A 20088-nucleotide genomic window follows, 5' to 3' on the forward strand; every position below is an offset into this window, starting at 1 on the left:
GGGGCGGGGACGGAGGGGCCGCGCGACGGCCTCGTACCAGGTTACCGAGTACCGGGCGGGCCCTTGTACCCCGTACGGGGGAGGCCGGGACCGCCCCCGTACGGGACCGTCAGCCGCGGATCGACCAGCCTCGCTCCTGGAGCGCCGTGCCGAGCACCGGGGCGGCGCTGGGCTCGACCATGAGCTGGACCAGGCCCGCCTGCTGGCCGGTGGCGTGCTCGATGCGGACGTCCTCGATGTTGACCCCGGCCCGGCCCGCGTCGGCGAAGATCGCGGCCAGCTCGCCCGGCCTGTCGCCGATCAGGACGGCCACGGTCTCGTACACGGCGGGGGCGGCGCCGTGCTTGCCGGGGACCCGGACGCGGCCCGCGTTGCCCCGGCGCAGGACGTCCTCGATGGCGTCGGCGCCCGCGCTGCGCTTCTGCTCGTCGGCGGAGTGCAGGCCGCGCAGCGCGGTCACGGTCTCCTCCAGGTCGGCGGCGACCCCGGCGAGCACGTCGGCGACCGGGCCGGGGTTGGCGGAGAGGATCTCCACCCACATCCGGGGGTCGGAGGCGGCGATCCGGGTGACGTCGCGGATGCCCTGGCCGCACAGCCGTACGGCGGTCTCGTCGGCCTCCTCCAGCCGGGCGGCGACCATGGAGGAGATCAGCTGCGGGGTGTGCGAGACGAGGGCGACGGCCCGGTCGTGGGCGTCGGCGTCCATCACCACGGGGACGGCCCGGCACAGGGCGACCAGCTCCAGGGCGAGGTTGAGCACCTCGGTGTCGGTGTCCCGGGTCGGGGTGAGGACCCAGGGGCGCCCCTCGAAGAGGTCGGCGGTGGCGGCCAGCGGTCCCGAGCGCTCCTTGCCCGCCATCGGATGCGTACCGATGTACGGGGTGAGGTCCAGGCCGAGCGCCTCCAGCTCGCGGCGCGGGCCGCCCTTGACGCTGGCCACGTCCAGGTAGCCGCGGGCCACCCCGTCGCGCATCGCGTCGGCGAGGACGGCTGCGGTGTGCGCGGGCGGTACGGCGATGACGGCCAGGTCGACGCGGCCCTCCGGCGGCCCGTCCGTCCCGGCCCCGAGCGCGGCCGCGGTGCGGGCGGACTCGGGGTCGTGGTCGGCGAGGTGGACGTGGATGCCGCGGCCCGCGAGCGCGAGGGCGGCGGAGGTGCCGACGAGCCCGGTTCCGATGACGAGGGCGGTTCTCACTGGGCGATGTCCTTGCGCAGGGCGGCGGTGGCGCCGAGGTAGACGTGGTTGATCTCGGCGCGCGCGAGGTAGGTCTCGACATGCACGAGGATACGGACGACCCGGGGCATGGCCCCGTCGATGTCCAGTTCCTGGGCGCAGATCAGGGGGACGTCGACGATCCCGAGGCCGCGGGCCGCGGCGGCCGGGAAGTCGCTGTGCAGATCCGGGGTGGCGGTGAACCAGATGCTGATCAGGTCGTCGGCGACGAGCCCGTTGCGCTCCAGGACGGCCGTCAGCAGCTCACCGACCCGCTCGTCCATGTGCCCGGCCTCGTCCCGGTCCAGCTGGACGGCTCCGCGGACCGCTCGTACCGCCACGTCGTACTCCCTCAGTCACTCTTCGCCGCTCGCTCGTGCCTGTCAGCCTAGAGGTGTCCGGGCGGCGGTGATCTCGGTGCTCCGTCCGTGAGACGGACGGGCCGCCGAGATCGTTGCCGGCCATGGTTGTGCCCCTCGTGAGGTGCGCGTACCGGCTCGATGTCGGCCGAAATCACCCTATCTACCACTCGGTCGGGCGTACGGTCCGCCCGGTTGCTTCACCTGGGGCCGCTCCGCCGCCACGATGGCCTGCACCCACCGCCCCACCCCCGTCACCGAAGGAGAGCCCATGAACGCACGGCGAAGGACGGTGCTGGTCGCGGGCGCGGCGGGCACCGCCGCCCTGGCGACCGGCTGCGGATCATCCGGAGACGAGGGCGGGGCCGGGGAGGCCACGGGTACGCCGACCGCGTCGGAGGGCGCGGAACTCGCCGGGACCGCGGACGTCCCGGTCGGCGGCGGCACGATCCTCAAGGAGCAGAAGATCGTGCTGACCCAGCCGGTGGAAGGCGAGTTCAAGGCGTTCTCCGCCGTCTGCACCCACCAGAGCTGCCTCGTCTCGACGGTGCGTGACGGCACCATCAACTGTCCCTGCCACGGCAGCAGGTACAGCATCGCGGACGGGGCGGTGGAGGCAGGCCCGGCGCCCCGTCCGCTGCCTCCCGAGCAGATCACCGTCTCGGGCGGCACGATCCGCTCGGCCTGACCGGTCCGCCCGGGCCGGGAGCCGCGTACGCCCCCGAAATGGGCGGGCGGGGGCGGCCCTGCCTCCCGTAGCCTCCCGGCCATGATCACCATTGCCGACGAGATGCTCGTACGCGACCACACGGTCTACGCCTGTGTGATGGGCTCGCGCGCGTTCGGGCTGGCCACCGAGGACAGCGATACGGACCGGCGCGGGGTGTTCCTCGCGCCCACCGCGCTGTTCTGGCGCTTCACCAAGCCCCCGACGCATGTCGAGGGCCCCGCGCCGGAGCAGTTCTCCTGGGAGCTGGAACGCTTCTGCGACCTGGCGCTGCGGGCCAACCCGAATGCCCTGGAGTGCCTGCACTCGCCGCTGGTGGAGTACGTGGACGACACCGGCCGCGAGTTGCTGGCGCTGCGCTCGGCGTTCCTGTCGCGCCTCGCGCACGACCGCTTCGTCCGCTACGCGCTGGGACAGCGCCGGAGGCTGGAGGCGGACGTCCGGAATCACGGGACGCCGCGCTGGAAGCACGCGACGCATCTGCTGCGGCTGCTGGCGAGCAGCCGGGACCTGCTGCGGACCGGTGAACTGCACGTCGACGTCGGTGAGGCGCGGGACGGGCTGCTGGCGGTGAAGCGGGGCGAGGTGCCCTGGCCGGAGGTGGAGCGCCGGATGAACCGCCTCGCCGAGGAGAACGACGAGGCGGCGGCCCGCTCCCCGCTGCCGGCCGGCCCCGACCGGGCGGCGGTGGAGGACTTCCTGGTCCGGACCCGGCGGGCATCCGCGGCCCGGGAGACGGCCGGGACGCCGGGCGTCCACGGCCCGGACCGAGGGTGATCAGGAGTCCCAGAGCGCCGCGAGGGAGAGCAGGTCGCTGCGGTACTCGATGCGCTCCGACCACTCCTTGGGCCAGGCGGCCGCGCCCAGGTGCGCCCCGGCCAGTGCGCCGGTGAGGCAGGCGATCGAGTCGGAGTCGCCCCGGGTGCAGGCGGCCCGGCGCAGGGCGGTGAGGGGCTCCTCGGGGAAGAGCAGGAAGCAGTGCAGGGCGGTGGCGAGGGCCTCCTCCGCGATCCAGCCGTCCCCGGTCCGCTCGCAGGGGTCGGTCTCCGGCGACGGGTCGCGCAGGGCGTCCTGCACGGTGGCCAGCGCGGTCAGGCACTCCTCCCAGCCACGGCTGATGAAGGCCTCGGGCGAGGCGTCGTGCGTGAAACGCCACAGGTCGCCGAGCCACCGTGTGTGGTAGCGGCCGCTGTTCTCGTACGCGTAGCTGCGCAACTGGCCGATCAGGCCGAGCGGTTCGGCTCCCTGGGCGAGCAGGAACACCGCCCGGGCCAGCAGGTCGGAGGCGGCCAGCGCGGTGGGGTGGCCGTGGGTGAGGGCGGCCTGGAGCTGGGCGGCTCCGGCGCGCTGTTCGTCGCTCAGTCCGGGGACGAGGCCGATCGGGGCGACGCGCATGTTGGCGCCGCAGCCCTTGGAGCCGGTCCGGCTGGCCTCCTGCCAGATCCGGTCGCCGTCGAGCAGTTCGCACGCCTCCAGGCAGGTGCGGCCGGGGGCGCGGTTGTTGTCGGGCGAGTGGTACCAGGCGACGAACTCCGCGCGGACCGGGCCCACCATCCGCTCGGGGGTGAGCAGTCCGCTGTCCATGGCGGTGCGGATGCCCCGGCCGAACGCGATGGTCATCTGGGTGTCGTCAGTGACGAAGGCGGGCTTCGGCAGCTCCATCCGCCGCCAGGGGCCGCACTTGGCGAGGATCGAGGGGACGTCGTTGAACTCGGTGGGGAAGCCGAGGGCGTCGCCGAGCGCGAGCCCGGTGAGTACGCCGGTGGCGGCCTGCTTGGTGAGGGGCGGGGTGGTGACGGTCATCCGTCTCGTCCTTTCCGTGCGGCGGGGTGGGGCCTGGTGGCGGGCGGGCGCAGGAGCGGTGGGTGCAGGGCGGTGGCGTCGCCCGCCCGGTAGAGCGCGGCGGGTTTCCCGCGTCCGCCCGTGCGGCGCGGGGGGCCTTCGACGGGCCGGACGAAGCCGGGCGCGCCCAGGACCTTGCGCCGGAAGTTGGGGCGGTCGAGCTCGACGCCCCAGATGGTCTCGTAGACCTGCTGGAGCTCGCCGAGGGTGAACTCGGCGGGGCAGAACTCGGTGGCCAGGCAGGTGTATTCGAGCTTGGCGCCGATCCGGTCGCGGGCGTCGGCGAGGATCCGGTCGTGGTCGAAGGCCAGCGGTCCGGTGCGGGCCGCGTCCTCCCAACGGGCGCTCACCGCGTCCCCGCCGCCGTGCGGTTCGGGCAGGTCCGGCAGGAGCGCGGCGTACGCGACGGAGACGACCCGCATCCTCGGGTCGCGGTCCGGGTCGGTATAGGTGCGCAGCTGTTCGAGGTGGAGGGCGCCGACGGTGCCCGGGCCGAGACCGGTCTCCTCGGCGAGTTCGCGACGGGCGGCACCCTCCGCCGACTCGCGCGGCAGGAGGAACCCGCCGGGCAGCGCCCACCTGCCCCGGAACGGCTCCTGGCCGCGTTCGACGAGCAGCACGTGCAGCCGGGTCTCACGGACGGTGAAGACCGCGAGGTCGACGGTGACCGCGAACGGGGCGAAGGCGTGCGGGTCGTAGCCCTCGGACACGGAATCCCTCCTAATAGTCACTCTGACTATAAAGGATGGACGGGGACGGCAGAAGGCCCGCGGCCGGTCCTGTTCGAGAATCCTGAACAGAACCGGCCACGGGCCTTCAAGCGGAACCCGGATTCCAGCGGAACCCGGTGCGGCTACAGGCCGACCTCGCGCATCAGCATGCCGACCTCGGTGTTCGTCAGGCGGCGCAGCCACCCGGACTTCTGGTCGCCCAGCGGAATCGGCCCGAACGACGTCCGTACGAGGCGCTCGACCGGGAAGCCCGCTTCGGCCAGCATCCGGCGCACGATGTGCTTGCGGCCCTCGTGGAGGGTCACCTCGACCAGGTAGTTCTTGCCGGTGTTCTCGACCACGCGGAAGTGGTCGGCGCGGGCGTAGCCGTCCTCCAGCTGGATGCCGTCCTTGAGCCGCTTGCCGAGGTCGCGCGGCAGGGGGCCCTGGATGGCGGCCAGGTAGGTCTTCTTGACGCCGTACTTGGGGTGCGTGAGGCGGTGGGCCAGCTCACCGTGGTTGGTGAGCATGATGATGCCCTCGGTCTCGGTGTCCAGCCGGCCGACGTGGAACAGCCGCGTCTCGCGGTTGGTCACGTAGTCGCCGAGGCACTGGCGGCCGTCCGGGTCCTCCATCGAGGAGACGACCCCGGCGGGCTTGTTCAGCGCGAAGAAGAGATAGGACTGCGCGGCGACGGTCAGGCCGTCGACCTTGATCTCGTCCTGGTGCACATCGACGCGCATGCCCTGCTCGACGACGATCTCGCCGTTGACCTCGACCCGGGCCTGCTCGATCAGCTCCTCGCACGCGCGGCGCGAGCCCATGCCGGCCCGGGCGAGGACCTTCTGCAGCCGCTCGCCCTCCTGCTCGGCGCCCGGGTGGGTCTTGGGGAGCTTGATGTCGGGCTTGTTCGCGTACCGGTCGCGGTTGCGCTGCTCGATCTTGGCGTCCAGCTCGCGCGGGCGCGAGGGCGCACCGCGACGGAAACCGCCGCTGCGGCCGCCGCCCTGCGCGGGCTTGGGGCCGCCCTTGGCGCCGCCGCGCGCCGCCGCGCCGCGCCCCTTGCGGGGGCCGTCCTGCTCGGGCCGGGCGCCGGGGGCGTCGTTGCCCACGTCGTAGCGGCGCTCCTCGGGGCGGGGACGGCGAGGACGCTTGTCCTTGTCCTGCTCGTCGCGACCGCCCTGGAAGCCCGGACGGCCGCCCTGGCCGCCGGAACGACCGCCCTGCGCGCCGCCGCGTCCGCCCTGGCCACCGGGGCGTCCGCCCTGGCCGCCGCTCTGGCCCTGGCGGAAGGACCCGCCGCCGCTGCGGCCGCCTCCGCCCGCGCCGTTCCCACTCCTGGGGGGCCGGCCGCCGCTGCCGCTTCCGCTGTTCCTGCCACTGCTTCGCATCAAAATTCCGTCTTGTCGTCTGCGTGAGTATCCGGGGTGTCCGGTGCGTCCGGATCGAACGACGGCACACCCTCTAGCGTCTCAGCCTCGATCGCGTCCGCCTCCGGGAGGAAGGGCGCGAGCTCCGGGAGCTCGTCCAGGCCGCGCAGGCCCATTCGCTCCAGAAAGTAGTTCGTCGTCCTGTACAGGATCGCACCTGTTTCGGGTTCCGCGCCCGCCTCGGCCACCAGGCCCCTCTGGAGGAGGGTCCGCATGACGCCGTCGCAGTTGACCCCGCGCACCGCCGAGACCCTCGACCGGCTCACCGGCTGCCGGTAGGCGACCACCGCCAGGGTCTCCAGCGCGGCCTGTGTGAGCCGGGCGTGCTGGCCGTCCAGGACGAAGCCCTCCACGGCCGCCGCGTACTCGGGACGGGTGTAGAAGCGCCAGCCGCCCGCCACGAGCCGCAGGTCGAAGCCGCGGCGCTGCACGGTGTACTCGTCGGCCAGCTCCCGCAGCGCGTCCGCCACGGCCCTGCGGGGCCGCTGGAGCACCTTGGCCAGCTGGTCGACGGTGGCGGGCTCGTCGACGACCATGAGGACCGCCTCCAGGGCGGGCTTCAGGTCGAGCGCGGCGACCGCCCCCTCGCCCTCCACCTGAGTCGGCTGCTCGCTCATTCCCGTACGTCCTTCTCATCGGGGGTCCCGTTCAGCGCCTGGATCTCCTGGTCGAACTCGTCCGTCACCACCGGCTCCGCGTCCGCCCCGCCGCACCAGGCCACCAGCAGGTCTCCCAGCGCCTCGTCCTGGTCCAGGGTGACGGCCTTCTCGCGGTACAGCTCCAGCAGGGCGAGGAAGCGGGCGACCACGGTGAGGGTGTCCGGCGCGTCCTCGGTCAGCGTGCGGAAGCTCACCGCCGCCCCCGCCTCGCGCAGCCGCTCCACCACGATGCCCGCCTGCTCCCGCACGCTGACCAGGGGGGCGTGGATGTGGTCCACGTACACCTGGGGCTTGGGCTTCGGCTGCATCGCCTTCACCGCGAGCTTCGCGAAGCCCTCGGGTCCGATGCTGATGACGACCTCGGGCAGCAGCTCCGCGTGGTGGTCCTCCAGGCCGACGGTACGGGGGTGGCGGCGGGCCTCGGACTCCAGACGGCCCTGGAAGATCTCGGCGATCTGCTTGTACGCCCGGTACTGGAGCAGCCGCGCGAAGAGCAGGTCCCGCGCCTCCAGGAGCGCGAGGTCCGCCTCGTCCTCCACCTCGGCGGCGGGCAGCAGCCGGGCGGCCTTGAGGTCGAGGAGGGTGGCGGCGACGACGAGGAACTCCGTGGTCTGGTCGAGGTCCCCGTCGGGGCCCATGGCGCGGATGTACGCCATGAACTCGTCGGTGACCTTGGAGAGCGCGACCTCGGTCACGTCCAGCTTGTGCTTGGAGATCAGCTGGAGAAGCAGGTCGAAGGGGCCCTCGAAGTTCACCAGCCGGACGGTGAAGCGCTTGTCGTCGGCCGCCGTGCGCTCAGCCGCGGACTCCGGTACCACGGCGACGGCTTCCGGCTCCCGTACCGGCTCCGGCTCGGCCGCCGGTACCTCGGCAACGGCTTCCGGCCCCCGTACGGCTTCCGGAGCCGCCGCCACCGCCTCCACGGCTGCCGCTGCCGCCCCCGGCCCCCGCCCGAGCGCACGGCGGCGCGGGACGGCGGGGTCGGCGGGCGTCGGCATGGTGGTCCAGGGGTGGGGCGGGGCGGGGACGGGCCCCGCCGGTCGGCGGGCCCCAACCGGCAGGCTACCCGCGCCGTGCCGCTCAGCGGCCGCGCAGCCGCCGCACGAGGATGCTCGCGTCGCCCCGGGACTCCAGGTCTGCCAGGACCACCGCCACCGCCTCGCGGACGATGCGGCCGCGGTCGACGGCGAGGCCGTGTTCACCGCGCAGGACGAGCCGGGCGTGTTCGAGGTCCATCAGCTCCTCGGCGGAGACGTAGACCGTGATCTTCTCGTCGTGCCGCTCCCGGCCGCTGGGGCGGCGGTTCGCCCCGCGTCCGCCGCCGCGCCTGCGCTGCGGCTGGACCGCCGGGGGCTGCTCCGCCGGGGCCGCGGAAGCCGCGGGGCGATCGCCGGAGGCAGTCTTGGCGGAGGAGGAACGTTCGCCCTCGCCCCGGCCGCGCGTGTCGTCGCCGTCGGCGTCGGCCGCGGTGTGCTCCTCGCGGTCGGCGGACGCGGCCCGGCCGGAGGGATCGCTCTCTCCGGCGGGCGCCGGGACGCGCGGCTCGGCGTTCGCCTTGCGCCGCCTGTCCGCCGGGGAGGAGGGCTGGAGGCCCATCCCGCCTCCGGTGGTACGGAACAGCTCGTCGGCACCGGGCAGACTCACTCGGCGTGACACCGGGCGAGCACCTCCCTGGCGAGCTGGCGATAGGCGGCGGCGCCGACCGAGTTGGAGGCGTACGTGGTGATGGGCTCACCGGCGACCGTGGTCTCCGGGAAGCGGACCGTGCGCCCGATGACCGTGTGGTAGACGTGGTCGTCGAAGGCCTCGACGACGCGCGCCAGGACCTCGCGGCTGTGCACCGTACGGGAGTCGTACATGGTGGCGAGGATGCCGTCGAGCTCCAGCTCCGGGTTGAGCCGCTCCTGGACCTTCTCGATGGTCTCGGTGAGCAGCGCCACCCCGCGCAGCGCGAAGAACTCGCACTCCAGCGGCACTATGACCTTGTGAGCGGCCGTCAGGGCGTTCACGGTGAGCAGGCCGAGCGAGGGCTGACAGTCGATCACGATGTAGTCGTAGTCGGCCATCAGCGGCTTCAGGGCGCGCTGGAGCGTGGACTCGCGGGCCACCTCGCTGACGAGCTGCACCTCGGCCGCGGAGAGGTCGATGTTGCTGGGCAGCAGGTCCATGTTGGGGACCGCGGTCTTGAGCAGGACCTCGTCGGCCGCCATGCCCCGCTCCATGAGCAGGTTGTAGACGGTGAGGTCGAGCTCCATCGGGTTGACCCCGAGGCCGACCGAGAGGGCGCCCTGCGGGTCGAAGTCGACGAGCAGGACCCGGCGTCCGTACTCCGCGAGGGCGGCACCCAGGTTGATGGTCGACGTGGTCTTGCCGACGCCGCCCTTCTGGTTGCACATCGCGATGATCTTCGCGGGGCCGTGGTCGGTCAGGGGACCCGGGATCGGGAAGTACGGCAGGGGCCGTCCGGTCGGGCCGATGCGCTCGCGGCGCTGACGCGCGGCGTCGGGCGCGAGGGTGGCCGCGTACTCCGGGTCGGGCTCGTACTCGGCGTCGGGGTCGTAGAAGTGCCCCTCGGGCACCTCGGCGAAGTCGGCGAAGCTGTCGGTGTCCCGGCTGCTCTCGTTGCCGGCCGTGGCGTTCACGTGTGGGCCGTCCATCATCTGGGGGGCTGTCGTCATGTGCTGTTGGGTGGCGAAGGTGCGGACAGCGACGGAGCCGACAGCTTCGAGCCCGATCGGGCTCAGACCCCGTGCAGGCATCCCTGGTTGACCACCCCCGGGAGTAATTGTCGACTCATTCACAAGTCGTCTTACCTCCTTGGACGTGACCAGGAAACTTATCGATAGGTCAGCGTGGCACCATGCCGACGATTGGCGACTCTATGGCGTGTCACCGGTCCGCAGCAACACAATCCGCCGGACCCGGCCCGATGTGTCGGCAATCGAACGTCTCGCTGTCAAGGGTGCACAGCGTCCAAGCCGCACATTTCGCCGCTGCACGAAACGGGTAAAGGGTTACGTTCGAGGCGAGTTGCGCAAGGGCCTCGGCGGGCCCGACGCACGTCCGGCCGGACCTTGCTCGGCAAGGTCCGGCCGGACGTGCGATGTTGACGGAAGAGGTTGACCCGTCAGCCGAGGAGGGTGCTCAGCTCGACGTGCGGGAGGTCGTGCGCCTCGGCCACCTCGCGGTAAACCACCTGGCCCTCATGGGTGTTGAGGCCCTTGGCGAGTGCGGCGTCCCGGCGCAGCGCTTCGACCCAGCCGCGGTTCGCCAGCTCCACGATGTAGGGCAGCGTGGCGTTGGTGAGCGCGTAGGTGGAGGTGTTGGGCACCGCGCCAGGCATGTTGGCGACGCAGTAGAAGACCGAGTCGTGGACCCGGAAGGTCGGCTCGGCGTGGGTGGTCGGGTGCGAGTCCTCGAAGCAGCCGCCCTGGTCGATCGCGATGTCGACAAGGACACTTCCGGGCTTCATCTTGGCGACGAGCTCGTTGGTGACCAGCTTCGGGGCCTTGGCTCCGGGGATGAGCACGGCGCCGATGACGAGGTCGGCCTCGACGACGGCCTTCTCCAGCTCGAAGGCGTTGGAGACGACGGTCTTCACCTTGGTGCCGAAGATCTTGTCGGCCTCGCGGAGCTTGTTGATGTCGCGGTCGAGCAGCGTGACGTGGAAGCCGAGGCCCACGGCGATCTGCGTGGCGTTCCAGCCGGAGACACCGCCACCGATGACGACGGCCTCGCCGGCGTGGGTGCCGGGGACGCCACCGGGGAGCACACCGCGGCCGCCGACCGAGCGCATCAGGTGGTACGCGCCGACCTGCGGGGCCAGGCGGCCCGCGACCTCGGACATCGGGGCGAGCAGCGGGAGCGCGCGGTTGGCGGTCTCGACCGTCTCGTACGCGATGGCGGTGGTGCCGGAGGCCAGCAGCGCGTCGGTGCACTCGCGGGAGGCGGCGAGGTGCAGGTAGGTGAAGAGCGTCTGGTCCTTGCGGAGGCGGTGGTACTCCTCGGCGACCGGCTCCTTGACCTTGAGCAGCAGGTCGGCGGCGGCCCAGACCTCGTCGGCGGTGGGCAGGATCTGCGCACCGGCGGCGACGTACTCCTCGTCCGGGATGGACGAGCCGACGCCGGCGTTCTGCTCGATGACGACCTGGTGGCCGTGGCGGACGAGCTCATGCACTCCGGCGGGGGTGATCGCCACCCGGAACTCGTTGTTCTTGACTTCGCGGGGGATGCCGACCTTCACGTCGATCACGGTCCTTGGCTCGGAGGGTCATCCGGGCACATCGGTGCAGACCCGGACATATACAGCATAAATGGAGACGCCACGAAGGAACGCGGCAGAGCCAGTCTAATGAAGGACTTCGCGCTGTCTAGCCTTACAAAGCATTAACTTTCTGTCGAAGCACTACGGATTTCGCAGGTGGAGCCCTCCTCGCCCAGCAATCTATCGGCCGCGCCCCGGTGCAGCCGGGCCGCCGCCGGATCCCCCAGCCGGTCCAGCGTGTCGGCAAGACGCAGCTGGAGCGCCGCCTGAAGCCGCACGTCACCGGCGCGCCGGGCCAGCTCGACGGCCTCCCGGCAGGTCTGGAGCGAGTCGTGCGGCCGGCCCGCGTACTCCTGGACCCGGCCCGCCTCGCTGAGCGCCCGCGCCTGCGCCGCCGGGTCGCCGAGCCTGCGGTGGCCCGCCGCGGCCGCCCGCCAGTTCCGCAGCGCCTCGCCGTAGCGCCCGGCGTACGTGTGCACGGCGCCGAGCCGCCCGTAGAGGCGCGCCTCGTCCGCCCGCTCACCCTGGGTGAGGCGCTGGGAGAGTGCCCGGCCGTACCAGTCGGCGGCCCGGTGGTAGTCCCCCAGCTCCTCGTACGCGCCGCCTACGGATTCCATCGCGCGGCCGGTGGCGTACAGGTCCTTCGCGGCCCTTCCGGCGTCCAGCGCGGCCCGGTAGCGGGTCAGCGCCTCGCGGGTGCGACCGGTGCGGGCGTCCAGATCGGCGAGGTTCAGCAGGGCGGCCGCCTGCTCCCGGGGCAGTTCGCGGCGCTGCGCCACGTCGAGGACCAGGCCGTGCAGCCCGTACAGCTCGGGGGCGGCCGCCTCCGTCCCCCGGTGCACGGCCAGGGCCCGCACCAGGGCGGCCACCAGCCGCCGGGCCAGGGTGTCGAGCTCCCCGTCCGCGACGGCGAGCCGGGCGGAGGCCAGCAGGGCGGGCTGCCGCTTGCGCAGCCAGGCGCCCGCCTCCTCCGCGTTCGGGAAGCGCAGCGAGCGGGGCAGCCCGGCGAGCTTGCGGCGGGCGGTGGAGCCCTCCGGTTCGGTGACCGCCCGGCAGGACTGGAGGCGGCGCACGGTCCGCTCCAGCATCCGGGCGCGGGCGAGCTGGATCTCGGCGGGCCGGTCCCGGTCCTCCAGGAGGGCCCGCAGCATCGGGGCGAGGCAGCCGGGCACCGCGTACTGGGGGTGGGCGGCGCCGTCCGTCCGCAACAGGCCCAGCCGCACGAAGTCGTCCAGCGTCGAGCGGGCGGCCGAGACCGAGCAGCCCGCCAGCGCGGAGGCCGTGTGGGCGTCGGCGAGCCCGGCGGGCGCGAGGGCCAGCAGACGCAGTATCCGGGCGGCGGCCCCCGGCAGGGAGTCGTGGACGAGCCGGAAGGCGCGGGCCAGCGGGCGGGCGGCGGTGGGCTGCTGCTCGCCGGAGTCGGGCAGCTCGTGCAGCTGCTTGGCGACGTCGGCCACCGAGGCCATCGGGTGGGCGGCGAGCAGCCCTCCGACCAGGGTGAGCGCAGCGGGCTGCCCCCCGCACTCCTCTGCCAGGGTCTGGGCGGTGCGGGGGTCGACGGTGATGCGGACCTGCCCGATGGCGCGGGCGAGCAGTTGTACGGCCGCGCCCGCCTCCAGTCCGCCGAGGGTGCAGGGCCGCACGTCGGGGATGCCGGTCAGGGGTCCTGTCGCGGTGGCGACGACCAGGCAGTCCGGGTTCTCCGGGAGCAGCGGGTCGACCTGTTCGGCGTCGGCCGCGTCGTCGAGCAGCAGGACGAGCCGGCGTACGGCGAGGGCCTCGCGGACCATCTCGGACAGCTCGTCCTGATCGGCACCGGGCGGGACGGCCACCCCGAGGAGGCCGAGGATCTCCCCGGCGGTGCGCTCGGTGGGGACGGCTTCGCCGCCCGGGTCGGTGAGGCCGACCCGGATCACCCCGTCGGGGTAGTCGCCCGACCCCGTACCGGGAACGGCCCACGGCAGCGCGCCCGTCGCGGAGGCGGCGGGCCCGGCGGTGTCGGTGCCGGTGAGGGCTCCGGCCAGCTCCTCGGCAAGTGCGCTGCGGCCGGAGCCGGGACGCCCCGCGATGAGCAGGACGCGGGCACGGGGGGTCTTGCGGCCCGCGAGGGTGTCCAGTCCGGCCCGCTCGATGTCCTCGCGCAGGGCCTTCAACTCACGTTCGCGGCCGAAGAATCGGGGCGGAGCGGCACCGGACGGCTCCTCGGTCGCCGGGGCCTTTGCCAGGCCGCTGGTGTCCACCGCCTGATCGGTCACGAGCCACGCTCCCACTTCGCTGCACGCAGTGCCCGCCGGATCTCCGGTCGGGGCCTTTCGAGCGTAGTTCAGCGGTGGCGAGGATCACCGCAGAGCGGGGCGGAGGGCGGGGGAACATCCCCCGATCGGATCAGCATGTCTTCGGATCGGCATTTCTTACGATCGTCCGACCGGGGGGGAAAGGGAACGAACGGGCTGTCAGGCCTCGAAGGGCCGGGCCGGCCAGGGCGCCTCGGCGGGGCGCAGCGAGTCGATCCCGTCGCCCGCGAGGACGGCGGTGAGCGCGAGCGCCCCGACGACCAGACAGTTGTTGTGCAGGTCCCCCGCGATCACCGAGCGGACCAGCTCGGGCAGCGGTACCCGGGCGTGCTCCATGTCGGCCTCCTCCTCGGAGACCGCGTACCGCTCGCCCTCCGCCTCGGAGAGGTCGCGGGCCAGGAAGATCCGTACGGCCTCATCGCAGCCGCCGGGCGTGGTGTAGACGTCGGTCAGCACCCGCCAGTCCTCGGCCTTGACGTGTGCCTCCTCGTACAGCTCGCGCTGGGCGGCGTGCAGGGGGTTCTCGCCGGGGACGTCGAGCAGCCCGGCAGGGATCTCCCAGAGCCGCTGGCGTACCGGGTGGCGGTACTGCCGCAGGACGATGACCCGGTCCTCGTCGTCGAGCGCGAGGACCGCGACGGAGCCGGGGTGGACCTGGTAGTCGCGGCCGTGGACGGAGCCGTCGGGCATCACCACCTGGTCGGTGCGGACGCTGGTCTTGTTGCCGGTGAAGGGGGTCACGGTCGCGTTGACCTGCCACTCCTCGGGCGTGTCCTGGATACCCATGTGCGTCCTCCCACGTACAAAAACGAGAAACCGGGGCACGCGTCCGTGAAGGACCCGTACCCCGGCCAACCGTAGTACCTCTCGGCTACTCGCCTGCGCCGACCTTGCGCGCGACGGCCGCCTTCACCAGGCCCGCGAAGAGCGGGTGGGGGCGGGTCGGGCGGGAGCGGAGCTCCGGGTGCGCCTGGGTGGCGACCAGGTAGGGGTGCACCTCGCGCGGGTACTCGACGTACTCGACGAGCTTGTTGTCCGGGGAGGTGCCGGAGAAGACCAGTCCGGCCTTCTTCTCCAGCTCGGCGCGGTAGCCGTTGTTGACCTCGTAGCGGTGGCGGTGGCGCTCCTCCACGTACGGCTCGTTGTCGTAGGCCTCGCGCACCAGGGAGCCCTCGGCGAGCTTGGCCGGGTAGAGGCCGAGCCGCATGGTGCCGCCGAGGTCGCCCGCGCCCTCGACGTAGGCGAGCTGCTCCTCCATGGTCGAGATGACCGGGTGGGAGGTGGCGGCGTCGAACTCGGTGGAGTTGGCGTCGGGGATCTCGGCGAGGTTGCGCGCCGCCTCGATCACGATGCACTGGAGGCCGAGGCAGAGGCCGAGGAGGGGGACCTTGCTCTCTCGGGCGTAGCGGATGGCGCCGACCTTGCCGTCGACACCGCGCTCACCGAAGCCGCCGGGGATGCAGATCGCGTCGACGTCGCCGAGGTGCTCGGCGGCGCCGGCGGCGGTGCGGCAGTCGTCGGAGGTGACCCACTTGACCTTGACCCGGGCCTTGTTGGCGAAGCCGCCGGCGCGGATGGCCTCGGTCACCGAGAGGTAGGCGTCGGGCAGGTCGATGTACTTGCCGACCAGCGCGACGGTGACCTCGTGGTCGGGGTTGTGGACCCGGTCCAGCAGGTCGTCCCAGGTGGTCCAGTCGACGTCCCGGAACGGCAGGTCGAGCTTGCGCACGACGTAGGCGTCCAGGCCCTCGGTGTGCAGCACCTTGGGGATGTCGTAGATCGACTTGGCGTCGATCGCGGCGACCACGGCGGCCTCGTCGACGTCGCACATCAGCGAGATCTTGCGCTTGATGGAGGTGGGGACCTCGCGGTCGGCGCGCAGCACGATGGCGTCGGGCTGGATGCCGATGTTGCGCAGGGCGGCCACCGAGTGCTGGGTGGGCTTGGTCTTCAGCTCGCCGGAGGGGCCGATGTAGGGCAGCAGCGAGATGTGCACGACGAAGACGTTGTCCCGGCCGACCTCGTGGCGGACCTGGCGGACGGTCTCCAGGAACGGCAGCGACTCGATGTCGCCGACCGTGCCGCCGACTTCGGTGATGACGACGTCGACGTCGTCGGTGGCCATGCGCCGGATGCGGTGCTTGATCTCGTTGGTGATGTGCGGGATGACCTGGACGGTGTCGCCCAGGTACTCGCCGCGCCGCTCCTTGGCGATGACCTGCGAGTAGACCTGGCCGGTCGTCACGTTGGCGGAGCCGTCGAGGTCCACGTCGAGGAAGCGCTCGTAGTGACCGATGTCCAGGTCGGTCTCGGCGCCGTCGTTGGTGACGAACACCTCACCGTGCTGGAAGGGGTTCATCGTGCCGGGGTCGACGTTGAGGTAGGGGTCGAGCTTCTGCATGGTGACCCGCAGGCCCCGTGCCTTGAGCAGGGCACCCAGGCTGGAGGCAGTCAGACCCTTGCCGAGGGAGGAGGCGACACCCCCGGTGACGAAGATGTGCTTGGTCGTCGTGGATGTGGGCTGCATAGCCAAAGGGGGCTCCCGTGGTCGCGATTCTGAGGTGCGTACCGGCCGCCGAACCGGGGATTCCGGGGGTGCCGTCGCTGCGGTTCGGGGGCCTCGTCCGCTCTCGCGAACGACCACCGGTCCACGGGCTACCAGGGTAACAGCGACGAGGGGAGGCTGCTTCCGGCCACACCCTGCACAGGGGCCTCACACCATCACCCCAGTCGTTTCACGTCCCACCCGATCAGCTCAGAGATGTTGCGGGGACCGTCGCGCGGATCTTCGCGGTGCGTCGTATCCTGCTCAAACACTCTCTGCCGAGACGGCCGGGCGGCGGCACCACCCAGGCCGCCCACCGGTACAGGACTCGTCGGATCTTCCCGGGTGAAAGACCCTACGACCCCCTTGACCCGCAGTAAGCGCCCTTTGACGGGGCGACATGGCCGTTCGACTGGAGACGCACGTGGCCGGGCGCATCGAGGATTACGCACTCATCGGAGACATGCAGACCGCGGCGCTGGTCTGCCGGGACGGCACGGCCGACTGGCTGTGCCTTCCCCGCTTCGACTCGCACGCCGTCTTCGCAGGACTGCTGGGCACCGAGGAGCACGGCTTCTGGCGCCTGGGCCCCGCGAGAGCGGAGGGAGCCGAGCCACCCTCCGCCGACCGGCGGCGATACCGCGGTGACTCCCTCATCCTGGAATCGGAGTGGGACACACCGCGCGGCACCGTACGGGTGACCGATTTCATGCCCCCGCGTGACGGCGCTCCGCAGCTCATCCGGATCGTGGAGGGCGTGAGCGGCCGGGTGCCGATGCGCTCCGAGCTGCGCATGCGGTTCAGCTACGGCCGGGTGACGCCGTGGGTGCACAAGGTCGACAATCGCACGGTCGCCGTCGCCGGACCGGACTCCGTCTGGCTGGACACCGAGGCGGACACCTATGGCCGGAATCTGACCACGTACTCCGACTTCACCGTGGCGCCCGGCGACCGGGTGGCGTTCACGATCAGCTGGCAGCCCTCGCACCACGAGCCGCCGGCCCTCCCCGACCCCGAGGGGTCCCTGGAGGCGACCGAGCTGTTCTGGCGCGAATGGGTCGACCAGTGCACGTACCACGGGCCCTATCGGGAGGCGGTCGTCCGCTCCCTGATCACCCTCAAGGCCCTCACGTACGCCCCGACCGGCGGCATCGTCGCCGCGCCGACCACCTCGCTGCCCGAGGAGATCGGGGGCGTACGGAACTGGGACTACCGCTACACCTGGCTGCGGGACGCCGCGATCACCCTCTCCTCGCTGCTGCGCACCGGCTATCGGGAAGAGGCCCGTGCCTGGCGCGAGTGGCTGCTGCGGGCGGTGGCGGGCGACCCGGAGAACCTCCAGATCATGTACGGCATCGCGGGCGAGCGCGAGCTCGGTGAAGCGGAGCTGGACTGGCTGCCCGGCTACGAGAACTCCGGCCCTGTCCGGGTCGGCAACGGCGCGGCGAACCAGCTCCAGCTGGATGTGTACGGCGAGGTCACCGAGGCGCTGCACCTGGCGCACATGACGGGCCTGACCCGCAACGACTACGCCATGGGCCTCCAGCTCAAGCTGATCGAGTACCTGGAGAAGCACTGGGAGGAGCCCGACGAGGGCATCTGGGAGGTGCGCGGCCCGCGCCGCCACTTCGTGCACTCCAAGGTGATGGCCTGGGTCGCGGTCGACCGGACGATCAAGCTGGTCGAGTCCGGGGACGTCGAAGGCCCGCTGGAGCGGTGGTACGAGCTGCGCGACGACATCCACCGGGATGTCTGCGAGCGCGGTTACGACAAGGAACGCAACACCTTCACCCAGTCCTACGGCTCCAAGGAGCTGGACGCCTCCTTGCTGCTCATCCCGCAGATGGGCTTTCTGCCGCCGGACGACAAGCGCGTCATCGGCACGATCGAGGCGATCCAGCGGGAGCTGTCCACGGAGGACGGCTTCATCCTGCGCTACCCCACGGAGGGTGAGGACGCGGGCGTCGACGGTCTGGAGGGCGACGAGGGCGCGTTCCTGGCCTGCTCGTTCTGGATGGCCGACGACCTCGCGATGATCGGCCGGGTCGACGAGGCGCGTCAGCTGTTCGAGAAGCTGCTGTCGCTCCGCAACGACCTGGGCCTGCTGGCCGAGGAGTGGGACTCCAATCTCCAGCGCCAGGTGGGGAACTTCCCGCAGGCGTTCAGCCATGTCCCGCTGATCGACACGGCGCTGCGGCTGACGGCGAGCGGCGCGTACGTCGGCTGAGCTCCCGAAGAGCACCGGCGCCGGCCCTGGCAGGTCGGCGGCATCGCGATCGGCGGGGACGTCGCCTGAGCACGGCGATTCCGCCTCCCCTGCCATGCGCACCGCGTACCCCGGGCGGTAGCGTCCTGAACAGGACGACCACCCGGGGTATCGGGTGCGGAAACAAGGGGAAGCGGGCCGGGTACGTGGAGAGCCACAGCGGAATCACCGTGCAGCGGGCGCTGGAGCTGCCGGGGCTGCGCGCCGGGCTCCCGGAGGTGGTGGCGGGCGCCGACCGGCTGAACCGTACGGTGCGCTGGGTGCACGCGGGCGAGGTCCCGAACATCGCCTCGCTCCTCAAGGGCGGCGAGCTGCTCCTGACCACCGGTCTGGGCCTCGGCACCCGCCCCGCCGAACAGCGCGCGTTCGTCCGCCGCCTCGCCGACCGGGGCATCGCCGCCCTGGTCGTGGAGCTCGGCCCGCGCTTCGGCAGGCTGCCCGCCGCCATCGTGGACGCCGCCCGCACGGCCGCTCTGCCGCTGGTCCAGCTGCACCGCGAGGTCCCGTTCGTCGAGGTGACCGAGGAGGTGCACACCGAGATCGTCAACGGCCACTACGCGCTGCTCCAGCAGGCGGAGGAGGTGCACCGGCACGCGACGCGGGCGCTGCTCGACGGGGGCGGGGTGCCGCAGGTGCTCGGGATCCTCGCCGACTTCACCGCCAACCCGGTCTTCCTGGAGACGCCCGACGGCCAGCTCCTGTACGCGGCCTCCACCGGCACGGGCCCGGTGGGCGCGGACCCGCTCCAGGTCTGGGAGGGCATGCGCGGCGACCGGGCGGCCCGGGAGAGCCCGCCGTCGGGTGCGGTCCTGGTGGATGTGCCGGGCGGCGGTCCGGAGACCGGTGCGGTACGGGCCCGGCTCGTGCTCCTCGCGGTGTCCGGGCCGCTGGCGACCGTGCACCGGATGGCGGCGGAGCGCGCGGCGGGCCTCCTCGCGGTGGTCCTGATGCAGGCCAGGCAGGAGGAGGAGCTGGCCGCCCGGGGCCGGGGCGACTTCCTCACCGACCTCGCGGAGGGCCGGATCGCCCCGGAGGACGCCCCCGCCCAGGCCCGGGTGCTCGGCTTCCGGCCCGGGGACACCCCGCTGCTCCCGGTCGTGATGCGGCTGGCGCCCGAGCTGTCCCCGTCCGGCAACTGGGCACTGCTGGCCCGGGCGGTCCTGGAGGAGCTGGCGTCGGTCGGCGTTCCGGTGCTGCTGGGGGTGCGGCCGGTCGAGGGACGGGTGCCGCTCCTGCTCGGGCTGCGCTCGGAGGGGGAACGCACAGCGGTCGCGGACCGGGTCGCGGCGGCCCTACGGGCGGGCGTGGTGCGGGCGGGGCTGGACCGCACCGGTTCGCATCCGCCGGTGGTCGTGGTCGGCGTCGCGGGCGGCTGGGCCGCTGCGGGCGCGGGGCTGCGGCATGCCTCGGAGACGGCGACGGCCGCGCAGGGCCTGGACGACCGGCCCTGGTACGACGCGCGGCGGCTCGACATCGACCTGCTGCTGTGGCGGCTGCGGGACCATCCGGACCTGGCGGCGTTCGTGAACCGGGCGATCGGTCCGCTGCGCGAGCACGACCGCACCTCGCGCCCGCCGCTGCTCCCGACGCTCCAGGCGTATCTGGCGCACGCGGGCCGCAAGGCGGAGACCGCCCGCGAGCTGCACCTCAACCGCCAGACCCTCTACAACCGCCTCGCCCGGATCGGCGAGCTGCTGGGCACGGACCTGGACGACCCGCAGACGGTGCTGGCGCTCAGCCTGGCGCTGCGGGCCCGCCGCCACACGACGTAAGGCCTTC

At 72.5% G+C, this 20088-nt stretch carries 17 protein-coding genes; 4 read left to right on the forward strand and 13 right to left on the reverse strand.

Translation table 11 applies throughout. From position 1 onward, the window contains the following. Positions 1–109 precede the first annotated feature (109 nt). The gene (locus tag RI138_RS05235) at positions 110–1195 is read right to left on the reverse strand and encodes a prephenate dehydrogenase (protein ID WP_311118958.1); all 1086 of its coding nucleotides are present in this window, start codon (positions 1193–1195) and stop codon (positions 110–112) included. Further along, positions 1192–1554 (reverse strand): chorismate mutase, encoded by a 363-nt coding sequence (gene aroH, locus RI138_RS05240; RefSeq protein ID WP_096633025.1) that lies wholly within the window; start codon positions 1552–1554, stop codon positions 1192–1194. Before aroH ends, RI138_RS05235 begins: the two co-directional genes overlap by 4 nt. Before the next feature lie 289 nt (positions 1555–1843). On the opposite strand from aroH, the gene RI138_RS05245 reads away from it, so the two are divergent. Beyond that, complete coding sequence (locus RI138_RS05245) at positions 1844–2260, forward strand: Rieske (2Fe-2S) protein (protein WP_096633026.1); 417 nt, start codon at positions 1844–1846, stop codon at positions 2258–2260. An 81-nt stretch (positions 2261–2341) separates the two neighbouring features. After that, positions 2342–3076 (forward strand): nucleotidyltransferase domain-containing protein, encoded by a 735-nt coding sequence (locus RI138_RS05250; RefSeq protein ID WP_311118959.1) that lies wholly within the window; start codon positions 2342–2344, stop codon positions 3074–3076. On the opposite strand, the gene RI138_RS05255 is transcribed toward RI138_RS05250, so the two are convergent. The 11 genes from RI138_RS05255 to RI138_RS05305 form a co-directional block, all read right to left on the reverse strand. Beyond that, positions 3077–4102: an ADP-ribosylglycohydrolase family protein gene (locus RI138_RS05255; RefSeq protein ID WP_311118960.1), complete on the reverse strand. Its 1026-nt coding sequence runs from the start codon at positions 4100–4102 to the stop codon at positions 3077–3079. Beyond that, complete coding sequence (locus RI138_RS05260; protein ID WP_311118961.1) at positions 4099–4851, reverse strand: NUDIX hydrolase; 753 nt, start codon at positions 4849–4851, stop codon at positions 4099–4101. Before RI138_RS05260 ends, RI138_RS05255 begins: the two co-directional genes overlap by 4 nt. A gap of 143 nt (positions 4852–4994) precedes the next feature. Continuing rightward, positions 4995–6242: a pseudouridine synthase gene (locus tag RI138_RS05265; protein WP_311118962.1), complete on the reverse strand. Its 1248-nt coding sequence runs from the start codon at positions 6240–6242 to the stop codon at positions 4995–4997. After that, positions 6242–6898 carry an SMC-Scp complex subunit ScpB gene (scpB, locus tag RI138_RS05270; protein WP_311118963.1) on the reverse strand — a complete coding sequence of 219 codons (657 nt, stop codon included), beginning with the start codon at positions 6896–6898 and terminating at the stop codon, positions 6242–6244. Before scpB ends, RI138_RS05265 begins: the two co-directional genes overlap by 1 nt. Continuing rightward, the gene (locus RI138_RS05275) at positions 6895–7938 is read right to left on the reverse strand and encodes a segregation and condensation protein A (RefSeq protein WP_311118964.1); all 1044 of its coding nucleotides are present in this window, start codon (positions 7936–7938) and stop codon (positions 6895–6897) included. Before RI138_RS05275 ends, scpB begins: the two co-directional genes overlap by 4 nt. Positions 7939–8020: 82 nt before the next feature. Next, a complete protein-coding gene (locus RI138_RS05280) occupies positions 8021–8584 on the reverse strand; it encodes a hypothetical protein (RefSeq protein WP_311122806.1) in 564 nt (187 codons plus the stop codon). Next, complete coding sequence (locus RI138_RS05285; RefSeq protein WP_096632213.1) at positions 8581–9699, reverse strand: ParA family protein; 1119 nt, start codon at positions 9697–9699, stop codon at positions 8581–8583. Before RI138_RS05285 ends, RI138_RS05280 begins: the two co-directional genes overlap by 4 nt. Before the next feature lie 368 nt (positions 9700–10067). Continuing rightward, positions 10068–11183 carry an alanine dehydrogenase gene (ald, locus tag RI138_RS05290; RefSeq protein WP_311122807.1) on the reverse strand — a complete coding sequence of 372 codons (1116 nt, stop codon included), beginning with the start codon at positions 11181–11183 and terminating at the stop codon, positions 10068–10070. Between the two features lie 143 nt (positions 11184–11326). Further along, positions 11327–13459 carry a tetratricopeptide repeat protein gene (locus RI138_RS05295; protein WP_311118965.1) on the reverse strand — a complete coding sequence of 711 codons (2133 nt, stop codon included), beginning with the start codon at positions 13457–13459 and terminating at the stop codon, positions 11327–11329. Positions 13460–13657: 198 nt separating this feature from the next. Beyond that, positions 13658–14284 (reverse strand): NUDIX domain-containing protein, encoded by a 627-nt coding sequence (locus RI138_RS05300; RefSeq protein WP_096632211.1) that lies wholly within the window; start codon positions 14282–14284, stop codon positions 13658–13660. Between the two features lie 85 nt (positions 14285–14369). Beyond that, positions 14370–16025, reverse strand: a complete 1656-nt coding sequence (locus RI138_RS05305) for a CTP synthase (protein ID WP_096632210.1) — start codon at positions 16023–16025, stop codon at positions 14370–14372. A 442-nt stretch (positions 16026–16467) separates the two neighbouring features. On the opposite strand from RI138_RS05305, the gene RI138_RS05310 reads away from it, so the two are divergent. Continuing rightward, on the forward strand, positions 16468–18270 hold the full coding sequence (locus tag RI138_RS05310) for a glycoside hydrolase family 15 protein (RefSeq protein ID WP_096632208.1): 1803 nt from the start codon (positions 16468–16470) through the stop codon (positions 18268–18270). A gap of 185 nt (positions 18271–18455) precedes the next feature. Next, positions 18456–20081, forward strand: a complete 1626-nt coding sequence (locus tag RI138_RS05315) for a PucR family transcriptional regulator (RefSeq protein WP_311118966.1) — start codon at positions 18456–18458, stop codon at positions 20079–20081. Positions 20082–20088 lie beyond the last annotated feature (7 nt).

Origin of the sequence: Streptomyces durocortorensis (assembly GCF_031760065.1) — a bacterium.
Classification (GTDB): Bacteria; Actinomycetota; Actinomycetes; order Streptomycetales; family Streptomycetaceae; genus Streptomyces.